Source organism: Kibdelosporangium persicum (assembly GCF_013280595.1).
Classification (GTDB): Bacteria; Actinomycetota; Actinomycetes; order Mycobacteriales; family Pseudonocardiaceae; genus Kibdelosporangium; species Kibdelosporangium persicum.
In genome coordinates this window covers 29,865-45,154 of the sequence record NZ_JAAATY010000022.1, presented here as the reverse complement: position 1 = coordinate 45,154, position 15,290 = coordinate 29,865, and the positions used below count along the sequence as shown (strand labels likewise).

The window sequence follows — 15,290 nt, the reverse complement described above, 5'->3', positions numbered from 1 at the left end:
TGCGCTCAGTTCGTCGGGCTGGGCACGTCGACCTTGGCCACCGCGTCGGTGACGACCTGGTTCGCTGTTGTCCCAGCGAGGATCGCGTCTCTCGTGAGCACGAGGCGATGGGCCAGTACCGGCGCCGCGAGCCGTTGAACGTCGCTGGGGACGACATAGTTGCGGCCTTGTGCGGCGGCGTATACCTGGATACACCGCACGAGCGCTCGCAAACCTCGTGAGCTGGCACCGAGCCGGAGCCGCGTATCCGTTCGGGTGGCCATTCCGATCGACCGGACGTATCGCAGCAACGGCTCGGCCACGAACAACTGGCGCAGCATCCGTGTGTACGTGACCACCTCGTCCGGCCTGCTGACCGTCGGCACGTCCACGACCGCGCCCGCGCTGCCTGACGGCTGGAGCACTTCCAGTTCGTGCTCGACATCCGGGTAGCCGAGTGCGGTACGGATGAGGAACCGGTCGAGTTGTGCCTCCGGCAGGCGGTACGTGCCGTCCAGGTCGATGGGGTTTTGTGTTGCCACGACCAGGAACGGGTCGGGCACCAGGTGCACTGTGCCGTCCGCGGTCACTGTCCGTTCCTCCATCACTTCAAGGAGGGCGGACTGGGTTTTGGCCGCGGCGCGGTTGATCTCGTCGGCCAGCACGACGTTGCCGAACACCGGTCCCGGACGGAAGCGCACGTCGCCGGTGCGTGGGTCGTACACCGACGTGCCGGTGACATCGCTGGGCAACAGGTCGGGTGTGAACTGGATGCGGCGCGTCACGCCGCCCAGCGCCGCCGCGACCGACCGGGCCAGAGTGGTCTTCCCGGTCCCCGGGACGTCCTCGATCAGCACGTGGCCACCGGCGAACAAGGCCACCAGCACGAGGTCCACCGCGGAACGCTTGCCGCGTACGGCGATTTCGATGGCGTCGCCCAGTCTGGCGTGCAGGGTGCGGAATCCGACGATGTCACCGGTCGACAGGGCGGTTGGTGCGGTGGTCATCGACTTGCCTCCTTGCGACGGCGGCGCCGCCCTGCGATCAAACCGGTCAAGCCGGAAAGCAGCGACGGTATTGCTACCGGCACGACCGGGATCGGGCCGTTGCCCGACCTTTGCCGGGGAACGCCTTCGTGCTCCCATTCGATCTTCGCGGGCTGGCCTGCGCCGGCCTCGTTCACCGCTGTCACCTCGATTTCGACCTTGATACCGGCGAGGAAACAGTCGCTGCCGCAGGCGTACCGGCTCAGTGCGCCACGCCGGAACGTCTCGAGTTTGGCGTCGTCATCCCGATACGTTTCCCCGTTGCTGGCACGACCGACGAGCCGGTAGGCAGTGACCGTCCTGCCGTTGGGCTCGGCGGGTTGCCACCGCACCCACACGTAGAGGCGTCCGTCCTCGAAGTTGGCCCGTACGATGGTCAGGCTCGTGGGCGGTCCGGGCCTGGTGAAGACGGTCACCGCGTTGCTGGCGGGCGACGTCGGCAGGCCAGTGCCCTGCGGATGTCCCGGCGGTACGCCGATCACGAAGAAAGTGCCGGTAGTGCCAGGTTTCACGGTGGTGAGCACCGCCGAGGTGGCGGTGCCGGGCACCTGAGTGACCAGGGCAGGCGTCGTACCGTTGAGCAGCACCTGGAAACGCTCAGGCCGTTTCGGGCCAGGTGTCCAGGTCACCAGCACCGAACCGTCGGCCCGAGCGGTGGCCGTCACACTCTTCGGCCGCACTTCCTCAGGGGTCGGCGGAGGCGGTGGAACCGTTGTGGTGGTTGGTGTTGTCCTCGTGGTGGACGGTGGCGGCGGAGGTGGTGGTGTGGCCGCCGGTGGCGCGGTCACTGGCGGCGCGGTCACGGCTGGTTGTGTCACCACAGTCACCGCGTTGCCCGGTCCCTGCCCGGGAGGTGGCGCGGCTGGGGTGTCAGCCTGGGCTGGAGGAGGCGGCGGGGGTGGGGTTTCGCGCCCGTCGACGTCACGGACGCGGCCATTCGGATCCTTGGTGTCCACAGTGCGAGTACTTCCGTCGTGGTCCACCACGACCGCCGTGCTCGCGCCTGGCACATTGACGATCAGCCGCCCGTCGTCGAGAACCAGTTCGGGCTCACCACCCTCGGGCGTCACGATGTCCGCCCGGGCACGCCGTCCGTCCTTGTCGAGCACGATCACCTTGCGTGCGCCCGAACACGGCACGTACAGCAGATCGTGCAGGACGGCGGGCTTGGTGGGCTTGCGGCAGCCGATGTCGGTGACACGCACCTCAAGGACCTGATCGGCGCGTACGACAATGACGGTCCCGCTGCTTTCCACGGCGGCCGGGACCAGGTCGGCCGGACTGGCATCGGCCGCCCACAGGGGAGTTTTCAGGCCAGGCACCGCGATGGCACGATCATGACCGGTGTCCACCTGCACCACGACACCCTGATCAGGTCCGAGCACGGTGACGCCACGGTCGTGCGCGACCAAGGCGGACTGGCCGCCGCCGGCGCCCCGGACAGGCCGTTGCTGTTGCTGTTCCACGAACCTCGTCGCATCGTCCGACCAGGCGACCTCGGACAACCTGCCGTCCTTGTCGATCGCCCATACCCGGCTGGCGCCGTCCACCGCGGCGTCCGCCAACGGAGTGGGGGAGCGCCATTCCTCGCCGATCGTCTGGGTCGACGCGGGATCGACGTTCGTGATCGTGCCCTTGTCGCGGTCCACCACGTACATCCGGTTCTTGTCCAGCAACACTTCCGCCGCGTCACCCGCGGTCACCTGACGACGGCCCGACGCCAGCAAGGTGGCCAGGTCGATCGACGTGACCTCCCCGGTCCGCCGGTTGACCACCATCAGGCGCCCGTCGCGTTGTCGCACGTCCAGGTCCGATCCCGGCTGTCCCACGGCTACGCGGGCCTCCGGCTTGCCTGTGCTCGGGTTGACCTGCACCACTTGACCGCGTGAATCGTCCGCCAGCCAGGTAGATCCGTCCGAGATGTCGACGATCGTGCGTGCCACGCCGTCGCCGAACAGAACGCCGACGACCGTTCCCGCCACCACCACGCCGATCACCACCAGAGTGGCGGCCTTCGAACCCCACGGCTTGACGAGTCCGCGGAACCGCGAGAGCGGTCCCGACACGCGTCCGGTCATGATCCTCCCCCTTGGCCGGCTCGACAGACACGTTGTGAGCAATCCGGCGTGGTGGTACCGAGTCCACGGCTCACCCCGATCGCCGGCTCGGCAACGTCCACGTTAACGCCGGTCAACATGTCGCCGGTATCGCCATGTGGAGCAAGAGCACATGGCTCGCTGTGGTCAATTTTTCCCTGGCGTACCAGGATTTTCGCGTTACGGGCACTGATTCGGCGTTGTGGGACCGAGAGTAGGCCCACGCCGCGGCGTGGTCGAGAGGTTCACGGGCGGAACCTTCCGGATCTCGCGGCTGGCAGATACGTCACCGGGCAGGCGCGGAATCCGGCGTTTTCCGGGTACCGGGATCGGCCGGTCGCGCCGACCGGCTGAAGAATGGCCATTTGTCACGCTTCCGCTTCCACAGCTCCCGACACGGCATGCGCGACCTGGGCGATACCCGCCGTACACCACAGGCCCCGGCCAGGGCCGGTCAACGGTTCCACCGTGTGCGACGGCATGGTGATGCCGAGCAGCGATCCGTCCGAGTAGTCCGGTTGGAGCAACAAGCCTCGCCTGCCGCCTTTCGCGACCAGCACGGGGCCGTCCAGGTATGGGCGGCTGCGGGACTCGTCAGGGTCAGTCGCGACGATCACGGCAAGGCCGGTCCTGGCCGCGTCGGCGGCGATGCCCGCCAGCGTGGCGAGGACGTCGCGGGCCTCGCCACCGTTCTCGGCAGCCCGCTCCCACACGTGCACGTCATCGATGAGCAGAAGGCGCCAGCTGTCGTCCCCCGTGAGGGCCGCGCGCCATCCGGGTAGCCAGTCGGCGATGGTGGCGAGGTCGTCGAGCACGGTGTCGTAGTCCTGGCGGCCTCGGGCACCGGCACAACCCGGTCCGATTAGGACAGTTTCGGCGGGCGGGACGTCGGATCGCCGGGCAAGACCCGCGATGCCGGCCAAAGCGCTGCTCTTGCCGCTGCGACTGCGACCGGCGATCAGCACCGGGCCGTCGGTGAGGGCAATCGTGATGCCGCTGACGTAGTCCGCCTCGACGGCCACGACAAGTTCGTCCCGCGAAGGCGCGGGCAGCGCGGTCTGCGGCACACGGTCCGGCATTCGCGGCACACTTACCGGCGCCGCGTCGGCGTAACGATCCTCGACGAGCGCGGCCAGAGTACGCATCCGCTCCTGCTGCACCGGTGTGCCAGCGCCGCCGATGGTCGCGACCTGGATCTCAGTGCGTCCAAGCAGACCACGACCCGGTGGGCTGTCCGCGGTCACCACTCCGCTTGGCGCGCCCAGCATCATGTAGTCGTCGTCGGTCGTCATGCGCAGAACCAGCCGCTCCCCGAACGAGGCCTGCTGGTGCGCAGGCACCCCGGACCGGCGCGGGCTGGTAGCGGTGATGTGCACACCGCAGCGGCGGCCGTCCTGCAACACCGAGGCAAGAAGGTCGGCGTGTTGCCGGTACACCGCACCGCCTCCCTCCAGCGTGTCGTTGAGTGACGGCAGATTGTCGATGAGCACGTGGATGCGTGGCATCGGGTAGCCGGCCGCGGCCAGCGATCCGAGGTCGGCCGCGCCCGTCCCGGCGAGTGCCGCGTTGCGCTCGTCGACCGTGCGCTTGAGCATTCGCAGCAGCCGCAGCACCCGCTCCGGCTGCTGTTCCTTGATGATCGAGCCGACCGAGGGCCATCCGTCGAGCACGCCGAGACCGCCGCCGGCGAAGTCGATGCCGTAGACGTAGGGCGGGGGTTCGTCCGGGCCCGCGGCCAAGGTGGCGGCGATCGCGGTGGTGCGCAACAGTTCGGTCTTGCCACTGCCAGATGTGCCGTACACCAGGATGTGCCCGGCCTGCGGGAAGTCCAGCACCACCGGCGGTTGCGTCTGTTGCTTCGGCCGGTCGGCGAGTCCGATCGGGACCTGGCCTGTGTCGGCGCGCAGCCGCAGCACGTGCTCTGTCGCTCCCGGTACCTGCTCTTCGTCCACGGTGCCCGCGCCGATCAGCAGCTCGCCGAGTTCCCGGCAGCCGAGCGGCAGTTCGCCTGGCAGGGCCGGCAGCCAGGGGCGCTTCGGCCTGGATTGGCCGGAGCGCACGAATGCCCCGCCAATGGTGGTGACCAGTCGATCCAGATCGGTGCGGGCGTGCGACCGAACCGGGCCGGATGTTGTGTCGTAGCCCGCGTCGCCGCGCAACTCGCGAGCCGTGAACGGGCGGACGTCGACGCGCTCACCTGCCGCGCGCAACTCCTCACAGGCACCGACCCAAGCGGACTGGACCAGTTCAGTCGTGCCGTGCCCAGTGCGCCGGATCCATGCGCGGCCAGGGGTTCGGCGAGAGATCGTGGCGGCGTCCTTGCGCTCGATCACGTCACTCGAGTCGTCAGTGGAGTTGACCCGCAGCGCGATGCGCAAGTCGGTGTTCGCCTTGATCTGGGCCGTGATCACGCCGGCCGGGCGTTGCGTGGCGAGCAGCATGTGCATGCCGAGCGACCTGCCGCGTTGCGCGATGTTGACCATCCCGTCGACGAAGTCCGGTACCTCGGCGGTCAGCGCGGCGAACTCGTCGACACAGATCAACAGGCTGGGCGGGCACGCCTCGGGGTGCTCACGTTCCAGCGCGATCAGATCCTTGGCGCCGTACTGCTCGAGCGTTTCCTCACGGGCGTTCACTTCCGCGGTCAGCGACGTCAACGCGCGTTTGACCAGCGCCGGGGTGAGGTCGGTGATGTAGCCGACGGTGTGCGGCAGGTCAGCGCACTCGCGGAACGCCGCGCCACCCTTGTAGTCGACCAGCAGGAACGTCATCCGGCTCGGTGGGTTGTTCAGGGCCAGCGAGCAGATGAGTGTCTGCAACAGCTCACTCTTGCCGGAGCCTGTGGTGCCTGCGACCAACCCGTGCGGGCCGTCGTCGCGTAGGTCGAGGGTGACCGGGCCGTCCACACCCATACCGATCTGAGCGCGCAGTCCCCGGCTGGCCCGCCAGCGTTCCAGGACGGGGCCCTCGTCGTCCGCGTCCCTGACGTCGCCGGTGATCTCTGGCAACCGGACCATCTCGGGCAACGCGGTGTCCGCGGGCAGTACCGCCGCCTCGTCGGTGTACCCGGTCATGCTGCGCGCCACCGTCCACGCGGTGGCCAGGTCGAGCCGGTCAAGGTCGGTGACCAGGGCGACACCCGTCCGGTCCCGGTGGGCGACCTGGGCGACCGCGACCGGTGCGGGCCCATCCGGCAGCGTCATCGCGGCGGTGATCATCTTGGCCGGAACGGAAGCGGTCAGGTCGAGCAGCACATCGGTGCCGGACGGCACGTACCTCGGGTCCTTGCCCAGCCACAGCAGCCGCAGCCGCCGTTGCGCCGCGATGGCCGCGACCGCCTCGACGACACGGCGCGGGACGCCGGCATCCTCGTCGACGACGCACAACGTTTCACCGGTGCCGTTCTCCGCCGCGGCGAGCAAGTCGAGCAAGGCCTGTCCATCGGTGGCACCCACCGCGACCGGCGCCACTCCGCCGACCCTGCGAGTCACCTGCGGCAGCCATCGCAACCACGTCTCGTGGTGTTCGGCGTCGCGGCCCAGCACCGCGGCGATCGAAAGGTCTGTCGGGGAGTGATCGGTGCACAACCGGATGATCAGCGCACGGGCCACCGCGTTCACCGTGTCACGCGGACCGGCCAACGCGATCACGCCAGTGTCCCCAGTGGACACACACACCGGCATGGACGGCAACACCCGGCGGGTCGCCAGCTCGGTGCGGGCGGCGGCGAGCACGTCCCGCTCGCCGCCGTCCTTGATCTCCCCGTCGAGCATCGCGGGCACCGGGCCCAAGCCGAACCGGTAGGCGAGGAAGTCGGGGTCGGTGGGTTTGCGGTTCCACAGCGCGGGGTGCCGGACAAGGATGCGGCGCGGCAGTTCGGACAGCTCGGGATGGTCGTCGAAGGCGCGCTCGCGCTGAGCCTCGTTGTGCCGGTCGAGGTCGGTGAGGACGTCGTCGAAATCCTCCCGCCAGTGCGCGAGTTCCCGCTCATAACGTCTGGTTTCGTGACGGCGCTGGAGATAGTGCGTGCCGAGGATGGCCACCGGGTACGCGAGCAGATAGACCAGCCCGAAGGCGCCGCTGCTGGTGAACAGCATCCCGATCGCCAGGACCAGCGGCATCAGCAGCATCGTCCACACCGACATGTACTGGTCGTGCTTGTCGGGTGGTGCGGGAACCTCGATCGTGTCCGTGCGCAGCGGCTCGCCGAACCGCGGCGGCCGGAGCACCCCGGTGCCGGTCACCTCGCTGCCGGCCGGCTCCAGCACAACCGCGCTGTCGCCGAGCTCGATCGGCGCTCCCCAGCCCACCGGGGTCGGCCGCCGGATCGGACTACCGTCGACAGCGGTGCCGTGCGCGGAGCCCTCGTCCACCACGACCGGCGTAGGAGTGAGCAGGACACGGGCGTGCAGCCGGGACACCAGCGGGTCGGCCAAGGTCACCGTGCAACTGGCCTCCCGGCCGATCGTGGCGGACTCACTCGACAGGGCGACGGCCAGCCCGGCGTCCGGACCGGACACCACGCGCAGCACCGCCCGGCGCCGGGCCGGCGAACCGGGTCGCTGCGCCCAGTTCGCCGGCACCGTCACCACTTCGAGCACCTTGCCCGCGCGTAACCCGCACTCGTCGAGCCGACGGTCCGCCGGCCAGACCGTGCCGTTCTCGACCGGCGCGACGAGCAGGCCGGACTGGCCAGGGCTGATGTGCTGCCCGAGGGCGTTCGCGAGATCCAGCACGGTTGCGCCCGGTTGCGCCCGGACCGTCACATCCACCGGCGCCAGTCCGCTGTCCCGGGACGGGCGCACACTGAGTGTCCACATCGCACACCCTCCGGTTCTCTCGCGGGCTTGACGGCCGGGCCCTTCTGATCAGGGCTGCATACCCGGCGTGATCGCACCTGTCGTGCCGCCCGACACGTCGGCCTGCTGCTGGGCTTCCCTGCGCAGATACAGCGCTTCCGCCTTCAACATCTCCTCCATCTCCTTGAACCGCTTCTGCACCTGGCTGTTCCACGTCTCCCGGAACCGGAGGCTGTCCGTGCCTTTCCATTCGAACCCCGTCTGCACCTCGCCGTTCATGGCGTTGAAATCGGCCATGATCTTGCCCGCGAGGCTGTCGATCTTGGTGGCCACTTCCCGAGCCCGCTCGACTTCCATTCCGAGAATGCCGGACATCTTCTCCTCCTTGTGTTGGTTCGACTGGGTTGTCTGTTGCTCAGCTCGGCAGGGTTGCCCGGCCGAGCTGGACGGTCTGTTCGTTGCCGGCGTCGGCCCGGTTCGCTCTCACCTGCATCGCCAGCCGTCCGCCGCCCGCCAGGACCGCCGACGCCCCCAGCACCGCGGCCGCGGTCGGCAGGGCGGTACGGGACGCCGCGGCGGAGACCGGCATTCCGTCCGCCCGCTGCTCCAGTTCGGCTCCGGACGCGGCCAGGATCGCGCCGTGCGGGCCGAGCGTCGTACGGGCGACCTGGAGTTCACCCAGGTCGCCAGCCTCATCGACCGGCGGCGGCGCACTGTTCGCCAGACCGCCGCCCCCGCCGCCAGACAACCGGGGCGACGCCGAACCGTCCGGGCCGCCGGACGACCGGGGCGACGCCGAGCCATCCGGTGAGCCACCGAGTGTCCCGCCACCCGCCACCTCGATCGGGCGCTCCACGGGCGGGTCGGTTCCGACGGTTGGTGCGATCGCGTCCGGCAGGCCGGCGACAGTGGGCCGGGGAGCGGTCGGGGTGGTGTCCAGAGACGGTGGTGTGGGGGCCTGAGGGGTGTTCTGAACCTGGGGTGCCTGCTCGCTCTGCTGGAACAGCTTCTGGAACTTGCCCAGCTCCTCGCCGAGTTTGTTGATCTTTTCCAGGGTCGACGTGAGCTTGCCGAGAGCGTCCTGTTTCGGCGCGGCTGCCGGGCTGCCACCCTGGGCTGATCCCCCGCCGGACGCGACAGGCCGAGTGCTGGCGTCCGCCTGCTCCTGCGCGTTCGCGGTCAGGATCTCGGTGAACTTCTTCAGCGCGGCGATCACTTTTCGCATGAAGGCGATGAGCGTGCGAAGGTACGCCTTGAACGACTGTGCCCACGGCCCGGCCATCGACAATGCGTCGAGAATTCTCTGCGCGACATTCAGCACGTTCTCAGCGATATCGGCAGCTCGCTTCAGGAACGACGCGATCTGTCGCATTCCCTTGACATCTGCGCCCTTGAGCGACATGCCGCCCTCCCCGGTCCCTCAATTCCTGGAAACTACGTTAGGGATTGAACAACGGTCGTGTCCAGCGGAAGTTTCCGGTCGTCACCGGTGCACGGACGGCATGCTTGCCTTATCCTGCATCCAGGCCCTTCTGGACAGCTCACGGCTGTTTTCCGACGCGGCGTCCGCCTCCCTGATTACCGTGGGAGCGAAGTCGTTCCAGCCGTCCCGGAACCGGTCGGCGTCCTCGCCCTGCCAGTACAGTGCGTCCACCAGCTGCTGAATGCCGCGAGTGATCACACTCAGATTGGCCGACAGCTCACGCAGGTCATGGGCGTTTGTCAGTGCCCCCTCCGGATCCATTCCCCAAAAACTCTCGTATGCCATCGTTTCTCCTCTGGCGAACGTAATGACCCTCGTGAGTGTTTATCCGTGTTCTAACCCTGATAAACACTCACGAGGGGGCGGGCCGATGTCATTTCCCGGGGGTTCTCGCGTCCCCGGCAGTGGGGTCGAGCGAACCGTTGCCGAGCAGGTTGCCGCCGGACGCGCCGACCTGCCCGGTGACGGCAGCGACACCCTCAGCGGGCGGCAGGCCGGGGTGAAGGGACAGATGCAGCAGGGCCGGGTGCTTGCCGGCCCACCACGGCAGGTCGAGGCCACCGGAAGTCAGCACCTCGCAGGCCGCGGTGCTGCAGTTCGTGCCGGTCCTCGACCACGGCACCCGGGGGATGAGACTGTCCCTGCCGAACCTTTCGTCGAGGCCTCTCATGGCTTGCAGGGCTGTGGCCGCCTTGTCCGGCTCGGCGGGTATCTCGCGCACCCACATGCCGAAAGCTGGTCCTTGGAGCCGTTCGGCGTTCGCCATCGGACGGAACGACCATTGCAGTAACCCACTTTGGCGGTCACGGAGCAAGTCGCCCCACTGTTCCACGCCGTCGATCCGGACGCCCACCATGCTGTGCCAGGTCGACGAGCCGGCTCCGCGTTGGTTGGTCGCCAGCAGCAGCGCGTCGGTCTGAGACGCCACCTCCGGCGCCGCGCCGCGGATGAGAGACGCGCCCGCGGCAGGCCCTATTCCCGCGAGAAGGTCGACGCCGAAGCCGATCCACCACGATCCCCGCTCCGGGACCCCGGCCTTGCGCGCCGCGGCTTCCGCGAGTTGGTGAGTGTAGGTGTCATGTGGTTTCCCGTCGCGCAGCGTGCGATAGCCGGCCGCGACGGTATCCGACCCGTGCACGATCAGCGCGCCTCCCAGAGCGGTTCCGAGCACCTTGGTGACCACCGGTTCCGGCGCGACCCAGCCGGCTGCCGCCACGAGACCGCCCACCCCCGCTTCGATGGTTCCACCCGCTATCTGCAGGCCGCCGACGACCGTGTTCAGTACCCCGCCGGAGCCGGATTCCAACGGTGGCGTCTCGTACGCAGGCCGGGGGCCGGCCGGTGGACGTGCGGTGGAGTCCGACGCGTGCCGCTGCTCCTGGGCGTGCCAGGTCAGCACATCGGCCACCCTTGTCAGTGCGTCCTCGGCCTGGCGAAGCTGGGGGAGCAGCTGCCCCTCGAACTCGGCGACCATCCGGCGGCCGAGGTCGCCGAGCAGTGGACTCTCGGCGGCTATCCCCTCGGCGATCACCCGGATCGCGAGGATCGCCGCCGAGCCGTGGTTGGCCTTGTCCGCGAGCCGGTCGAGCGCATCAGGATCGCCGCCGCACATACTCTGGTTCGAGTTTGTCATCGTGGTCCTAACGTGGTCGCGGTGATTCGGAGACGGCACCCTGCCGATCGGCGCGTTCGGTCAACAGCGTGGCGTGCCGGCGGAGTTCGATGATCGCGTCGCCGAGGTTGCGCGACAGCGTTGTGCTCCAGTCGTCCCGGAAACGGTCGGCATCCTGGCCGGACCAGCCGCACGCCGTGAGTTCGACGCCGAACTCGTGGATCTTGGTCTCCAGTTGGGCGGCATAGGCGTTCAGCAGCCCGGCCGTCTGGTGGGCGGCCTCCGGGTGCAGACCCTCGAAACCCTCGCTCACATCGTCCACTGTGGACCTCCCTGTCGCGCTCCGAGTGAGTGCACGGACGGCTGTTCCAGCGGGCTGTCCGACGCACTGGCCGGACAGGGGTCCGCGTTCGCGATTCACGCTAGGGCGCCCCGGCCGGACTCGACGAGCCCTTCCCGGCCGGAAACTTCCGATTCGTCGGTCAGCCGCCGCGGGCACTCCGATCGACGGCAGTCAGGTCGGCCGCGGTCACCAGCCGCACCTCGGCCGTGCGGCGCCCCACTGCGAAACGTACGTTCTGCACTCGTTGCCCAGCGGGAACCCGGAAAGGGTCGTCGTTCGGTCCGAACGCGATCGACGCGATCGTCCGGATGGCCTCGTCGACCCGTTGGGGACGTTCGAGATTCCACGCATAACCGTGCCAGCCGAGCACACGCTCGTAGATCTCGCGGTTCGACGGTGGACGCGGGTAGTCGTCGGCGCCGGTCAGCCACGGTTCCGCAAGCGCCAGGGCGACATACCACTCCCGTTCACGTGCCACCAGGCCCGGCGCCTTGCCGGTCGGTGCGGCGTCCGGGTCACTGATCACCCGTGGATGCCGGGGTGGCGCCTGTCGCGGTACCGACACGTCGATGACGAGCAGCAGATCCTCATGTCCGGCGGACGAAATCTGGCGCCCACGGAGCAGCAGAAGCTGGTTCTCGCCCTCGTCGAGCAGCGCCGACATGCCTTGGGTGAGGGTCACGCGCCGGGCGCCGCCGGGCGCGTCGAACAGTCCGGAGAGTTGTGCCTCGCCGGAACCGCGCCACCGCAGGCGCACCATCTCGTCCCCGACCACGAACTCGCCGACGAGGCGTGAGACGTGCGGCGCGCATCCGGGCAGGGAGAGCGTCGTGTACCGAAGCTGCGTGTCGGGATCGTCCGCGGGCATCGCGGACAGTGGCGCCCGTCCGACGAGCAGTGTCTCCCCTGAACCGAGTACAACCGTTGGTGTCTGTGGTCCGCGTACGGTGACCCGCAACATCTTGTCCCCTTGTCGTCTCAGCAAACACCGCAGCGCTGTGCGGCTGCCGGGCGATCGTCACGCCCGTATGCCTTGCGGTGCCCGTCCAGCGGAGTCGCCCGATGTCACGCTAGGGCGGACCAGTCGGCCGTGACGAGGTCCGTTTGTCCCTCACTTCTCCGGCAGAGCCTGGCTCGGGGAGGGCGGCGAGGGACTGGGAGCGACGTTCGGGGAGCTCGGTACCGGTGCCATCGCGTTCGGCCCGTCGGAGCGGGCGGGCGCGCTCGGCCACTAACTCGTTCGGGGTCGGGTCTCGCGGATCGAGCGTGTTCCTGCCCGGTTGTACCACCTGCTCGCCGCTGTCGGGGTACCGGCGTTCGTCGGCCTCGCCGGCCGCATCGAGTGTGACCGGCAAGGCAGCCGGCGCCTCGCGGAACGCGCCCGGTCCTTTCAGGACGCGATGATCCTGATTTCGCCTACTTCGCAAACGCTTTGGGCTCGCAGTACACACAGGACCAAAGCGCAGTCCGGTGGATCTTCGCCACCCAGGTCATCGCCCGCGCCGGGCGTGTTCCGCAGGCCGTCGATCACGATTTGCGGGTAGCGTGTGCTGACCGAGGCTGACAGCAGGATCATCGTGCTGAACGCGAGCTCACCGAACACCTTATCCGTCGTTGATCAACTTGTATTCCGTGGCAGGCGAGGTGAAGCCCATGGCCGGCACCGAGACGGCGGCTGAGCGTGTGTTCACGCCGGAGTTCTTCCAGGATCCGCACTCCGTCCAGGCCGTGTTACGGGCCGAGGCCCCGGCCCGCGAGGTGGTCACACCCAACGGTCTGCGGGTCTGGATCGTCAGCCGGTACGAGGAGGCCAAGGCTGTGCTGGCCGATCCGGCCGTGCGGAAGAACAGCGCAGGCTTGCGGGCGGCGATCGCCAGGAACAGGGCGGACGTCCGCAAGGCGCCGAACGGCGCGCTCGACCTGAGCCAGCACATGCTGTCGATGGACCCGCCGGACCACACCCGGCTGCGCCGGCTGGTCACCAAGGCGTTCACCGCCCGGCGCATCGAGCGGATGCGGCCGCGGATCGAGGAGATCACCGCCGGCCTGCTGGGCCGGTTGTCCGCCGGTGACGAGGTCGACCTGCTGGACGTGTTCGCCTTCCCACTGCCCATCACCGTGATCAGCGAGCTGCTCGGGGTGGACCACGAGGACCGCGACGAGTTCCGCCGCTACTCCAACTCCCTGATCACCACCACCGGCCCGGAGGAAGCTCGCGCGACCGGCAGCTGGATGGCCACGTACTTCACCGAGCTGATCGCGGCCAAGCGGGCCGCCCCGGGAGAGGACCTGCTGTCGGCGCTGATCGAGACGAGTGAGGACAGCGACCGGTTCAGCGAGCGGGAACTGGTGTCCATGGCGTTCCTGCTGCTGGTCGCCGGGCACGAGACCACGGTCAACCTGATCGGCAACGGCGTGCTGGCCCTGCTGACCAATCCGGAGCAACTCGGGCGGCTCAGGGCCGACCTGTCGCTGATGCCCGGCGCGGTCGAGGAGTTCCTTCGCTTCCGCAGCCCGGTCAACATGGCCACGTTCCGGTTCACCGCCGAGCCGGTCGTGCTCGGTGACGTGACCATCCCGGCCGGGTCGGTGGTGCTGGTCGGGCTGGGCTCGGCCAACCGGGACGAGGACCGGTTCGAGCAGGCCGACCGGCTCGACATCACCCGCCCGGTCGGCGGGCACCTGGCGTTCGGCCACGGCATCCACTACTGCCTGGGCGCGCCGCTGGCCCGGCTCGAGGGTGAGATCGCCTTCCGCGGGCTGCTCACCGCCTTCCCGAACATGAAGCTGGCCACGCCGGTGTCCGAGCTGAGATGGCGGGCCAGCGTCCCCATCCACGGGCTCGAAAAGCTGCCCGTGGTGCTCTGACCGTCCGGGACCTGCCGCACGACGCCAGCGACGACCCCTCGTGAGTGTTTATCAGGGTTAGAACACGGATAAACACTCACGAGGGAGACCTGCGATCATGCTTCGCCATGGATCGTTACGAGCAATTCCGCCGTGCGGCAATCGACCGGGGTATCCCCGACGATGAGGTCGGCAAGTTCGCCGATCAGCTCCGCTTCGCGGTCTGGACGGCTGCCAGCGGCTCCGGCGAGGAGGTTGTCGGGCAGCGAGGAGGACTTCCCCGGTTACCGGTCGGCATGGAGTGGCCGGGCGGCGGGTACCCGTTGCCGTTCATCGCCTCCGTCGACTGTGCGCTTCTTCCGCGGGCCGAGGGGCTTCCCCTGCCGGTGGACGGCACGCTGCTCTTCTTCCTGCACCACGAGGCGGACGTGCAAGCTCATCCCAACACGGACAAGCCGGGCTTCGCGCGGGTCCTGTACGTCCCGGCAGGCACGGACACGGCGGTGGCGCCACCGCCGCCCGACCACGACAGCACCAGATTCTTCGACGAGGACATGCCGTTTCTCATCCCCGAGTGCGGGCTTTCCGCGTGGGTCGAGCCGGTTCTGCCGCAATGGATCAGGAAGCGGAACGTCAACCACGAGCCGGATGCCGTGCAGGACCTGTTCGAGGAACTGAAGCACATCGACGAGCTGTGCGAACTGGTCGACGGTCTCTGGCCGGTGCCGGACCAGAGCTCCTTGCTCCGCATCGGTGGGTACTGCATGAAGATAGGCGGCCAGGACAGCCCGTGGACGCGGATGGCGGAGGTCAGCGTCATGAGCCGGCATGGAACCGGCTCCGATCTTTCGACGTCGGACCTGTTCCGCCTGTGTGACGCGGAGGAGAGCCGGTTGATCCGGGAATGGGTGCCGCTGGCCCAGTTCCTCACGGAAAGCGACTACCACTACGGGTGCTTCCTGATCAGTCTCGATGATCTCGCCGCCAAGCGCTTCGACACGATGCTCTCGTTCACCATGTTCACCGAGTAGGTGCGGACCCCCCATCCGACGCAGCCCGGGGCGGCTGCTCCATCGAGGCCGTGT

The 15,290-nt window shown here is 68.6% G+C and carries 11 protein-coding genes; 2 read left to right on the top strand and 9 right to left on the bottom strand.

Translation table 11 applies throughout. The features are described 5' to 3' along the window. Window positions 1–5: 5 nt before the first annotated feature. The 9 genes from GC106_RS31625 to GC106_RS31585 form a co-directional block, all read right to left on the bottom strand. Complete coding sequence (locus GC106_RS31625; protein ID WP_173138243.1) at window positions 6–986, bottom strand: AAA family ATPase; 981 nt, start codon at window positions 984–986, stop codon at window positions 6–8. After that, window positions 983–3,103: a fibronectin type III domain-containing protein gene (locus GC106_RS31620; protein ID WP_173138242.1), complete on the bottom strand. Its 2,121-nt coding sequence runs from the start codon at window positions 3,101–3,103 to the stop codon at window positions 983–985. The genes GC106_RS31625 and GC106_RS31620 overlap by 4 nt, the downstream gene beginning before the upstream one ends. Window positions 3,104–3,489: 386 nt before the next feature. Beyond that, the gene (locus tag GC106_RS31615; RefSeq protein ID WP_173138240.1) at window positions 3,490–7,941 is read right to left on the bottom strand and encodes a type VII secretion EssC family protein; all 4,452 of its coding nucleotides are present in this window, start codon (window positions 7,939–7,941) and stop codon (window positions 3,490–3,492) included. 48 nt (window positions 7,942–7,989) lie between these two features. Beyond that, window positions 7,990–8,295 carry a hypothetical protein gene (locus tag GC106_RS31610; protein ID WP_173138238.1) on the bottom strand — a complete coding sequence of 102 codons (306 nt, stop codon included), beginning with the start codon at window positions 8,293–8,295 and terminating at the stop codon, window positions 7,990–7,992. A 40-nt stretch (window positions 8,296–8,335) separates the two neighbouring features. Then, window positions 8,336–9,322, bottom strand: coding sequence for a hypothetical protein (locus GC106_RS31605; protein WP_173138236.1), 987 nt, complete (start codon window positions 9,320–9,322; stop codon window positions 8,336–8,338). An 81-nt stretch (window positions 9,323–9,403) separates the two neighbouring features. Beyond that, window positions 9,404–9,688 carry a hypothetical protein gene (locus tag GC106_RS31600; RefSeq protein ID WP_173138234.1) on the bottom strand — a complete coding sequence of 95 codons (285 nt, stop codon included), beginning with the start codon at window positions 9,686–9,688 and terminating at the stop codon, window positions 9,404–9,406. An 88-nt stretch (window positions 9,689–9,776) separates the two neighbouring features. Continuing rightward, a complete protein-coding gene (locus GC106_RS31595) occupies window positions 9,777–11,036 on the bottom strand; it encodes a hypothetical protein (RefSeq protein ID WP_173138232.1) in 1,260 nt (419 codons plus the stop codon). A 7-nt stretch (window positions 11,037–11,043) separates the two neighbouring features. Next, on the bottom strand, window positions 11,044–11,337 hold the full coding sequence (locus tag GC106_RS31590) for a hypothetical protein (RefSeq protein WP_173138230.1): 294 nt from the start codon (window positions 11,335–11,337) through the stop codon (window positions 11,044–11,046). A 160-nt stretch (window positions 11,338–11,497) separates the two neighbouring features. Further along, window positions 11,498–12,319: a hypothetical protein gene (locus GC106_RS31585; protein WP_173138228.1), complete on the bottom strand. Its 822-nt coding sequence runs from the start codon at window positions 12,317–12,319 to the stop codon at window positions 11,498–11,500. 692 nt (window positions 12,320–13,011) lie between these two features. On the opposite strand from GC106_RS31585, the gene GC106_RS31580 reads away from it, so the two are divergent. Together GC106_RS31580 and GC106_RS31575 are read left to right on the top strand one after the other, a co-directional pair. Continuing rightward, on the top strand, window positions 13,012–14,226 hold the full coding sequence (locus GC106_RS31580; RefSeq protein ID WP_173138226.1) for a cytochrome P450 family protein: 1,215 nt from the start codon (window positions 13,012–13,014) through the stop codon (window positions 14,224–14,226). 107 nt (window positions 14,227–14,333) lie between these two features. Continuing rightward, window positions 14,334–15,236 (top strand): DUF1963 domain-containing protein, encoded by a 903-nt coding sequence (locus GC106_RS31575; RefSeq protein WP_173138224.1) that lies wholly within the window; start codon window positions 14,334–14,336, stop codon window positions 15,234–15,236. The last annotated feature ends 54 nt before the right edge of the window (window positions 15,237–15,290 follow it).

Bases quoted from the DNA above. Each gene is read 5' to 3' on its own strand.
- GC106_RS31625 (WP_173138243.1), bottom strand. From the start codon at position 986: ATGACCACCGCACCAACCGCCCTGTCGACCGGTGACATCGTCGGATTC.
- GC106_RS31620 (WP_173138242.1), bottom strand. From the start codon at position 3,103: ATGACCGGACGCGTGTCGGGACCGCTCTCGCGGTTCCGCGGACTCGTC.
- GC106_RS31615 (WP_173138240.1), bottom strand. From the start codon at position 7,941: ATGTGGACACTCAGTGTGCGCCCGTCCCGGGACAGCGGACTGGCGCCG.
- GC106_RS31610 (WP_173138238.1), bottom strand. From the start codon at position 8,295: ATGTCCGGCATTCTCGGAATGGAAGTCGAGCGGGCTCGGGAAGTGGCC.
- GC106_RS31605 (WP_173138236.1), bottom strand. From the start codon at position 9,322: ATGTCGCTCAAGGGCGCAGATGTCAAGGGAATGCGACAGATCGCGTCG.
- GC106_RS31600 (WP_173138234.1), bottom strand. From the start codon at position 9,688: ATGGCATACGAGAGTTTTTGGGGAATGGATCCGGAGGGGGCACTGACA.
- GC106_RS31595 (WP_173138232.1), bottom strand. From the start codon at position 11,036: ATGACAAACTCGAACCAGAGTATGTGCGGCGGCGATCCTGATGCGCTC.
- GC106_RS31585 (WP_173138228.1), bottom strand. From the start codon at position 12,319: ATGTTGCGGGTCACCGTACGCGGACCACAGACACCAACGGTTGTACTC.
- GC106_RS31580 (WP_173138226.1), top strand. From the start codon at position 13,012: ATGGCCGGCACCGAGACGGCGGCTGAGCGTGTGTTCACGCCGGAGTTC.
- GC106_RS31575 (WP_173138224.1), top strand. From the start codon at position 14,334: ATGGATCGTTACGAGCAATTCCGCCGTGCGGCAATCGACCGGGGTATC.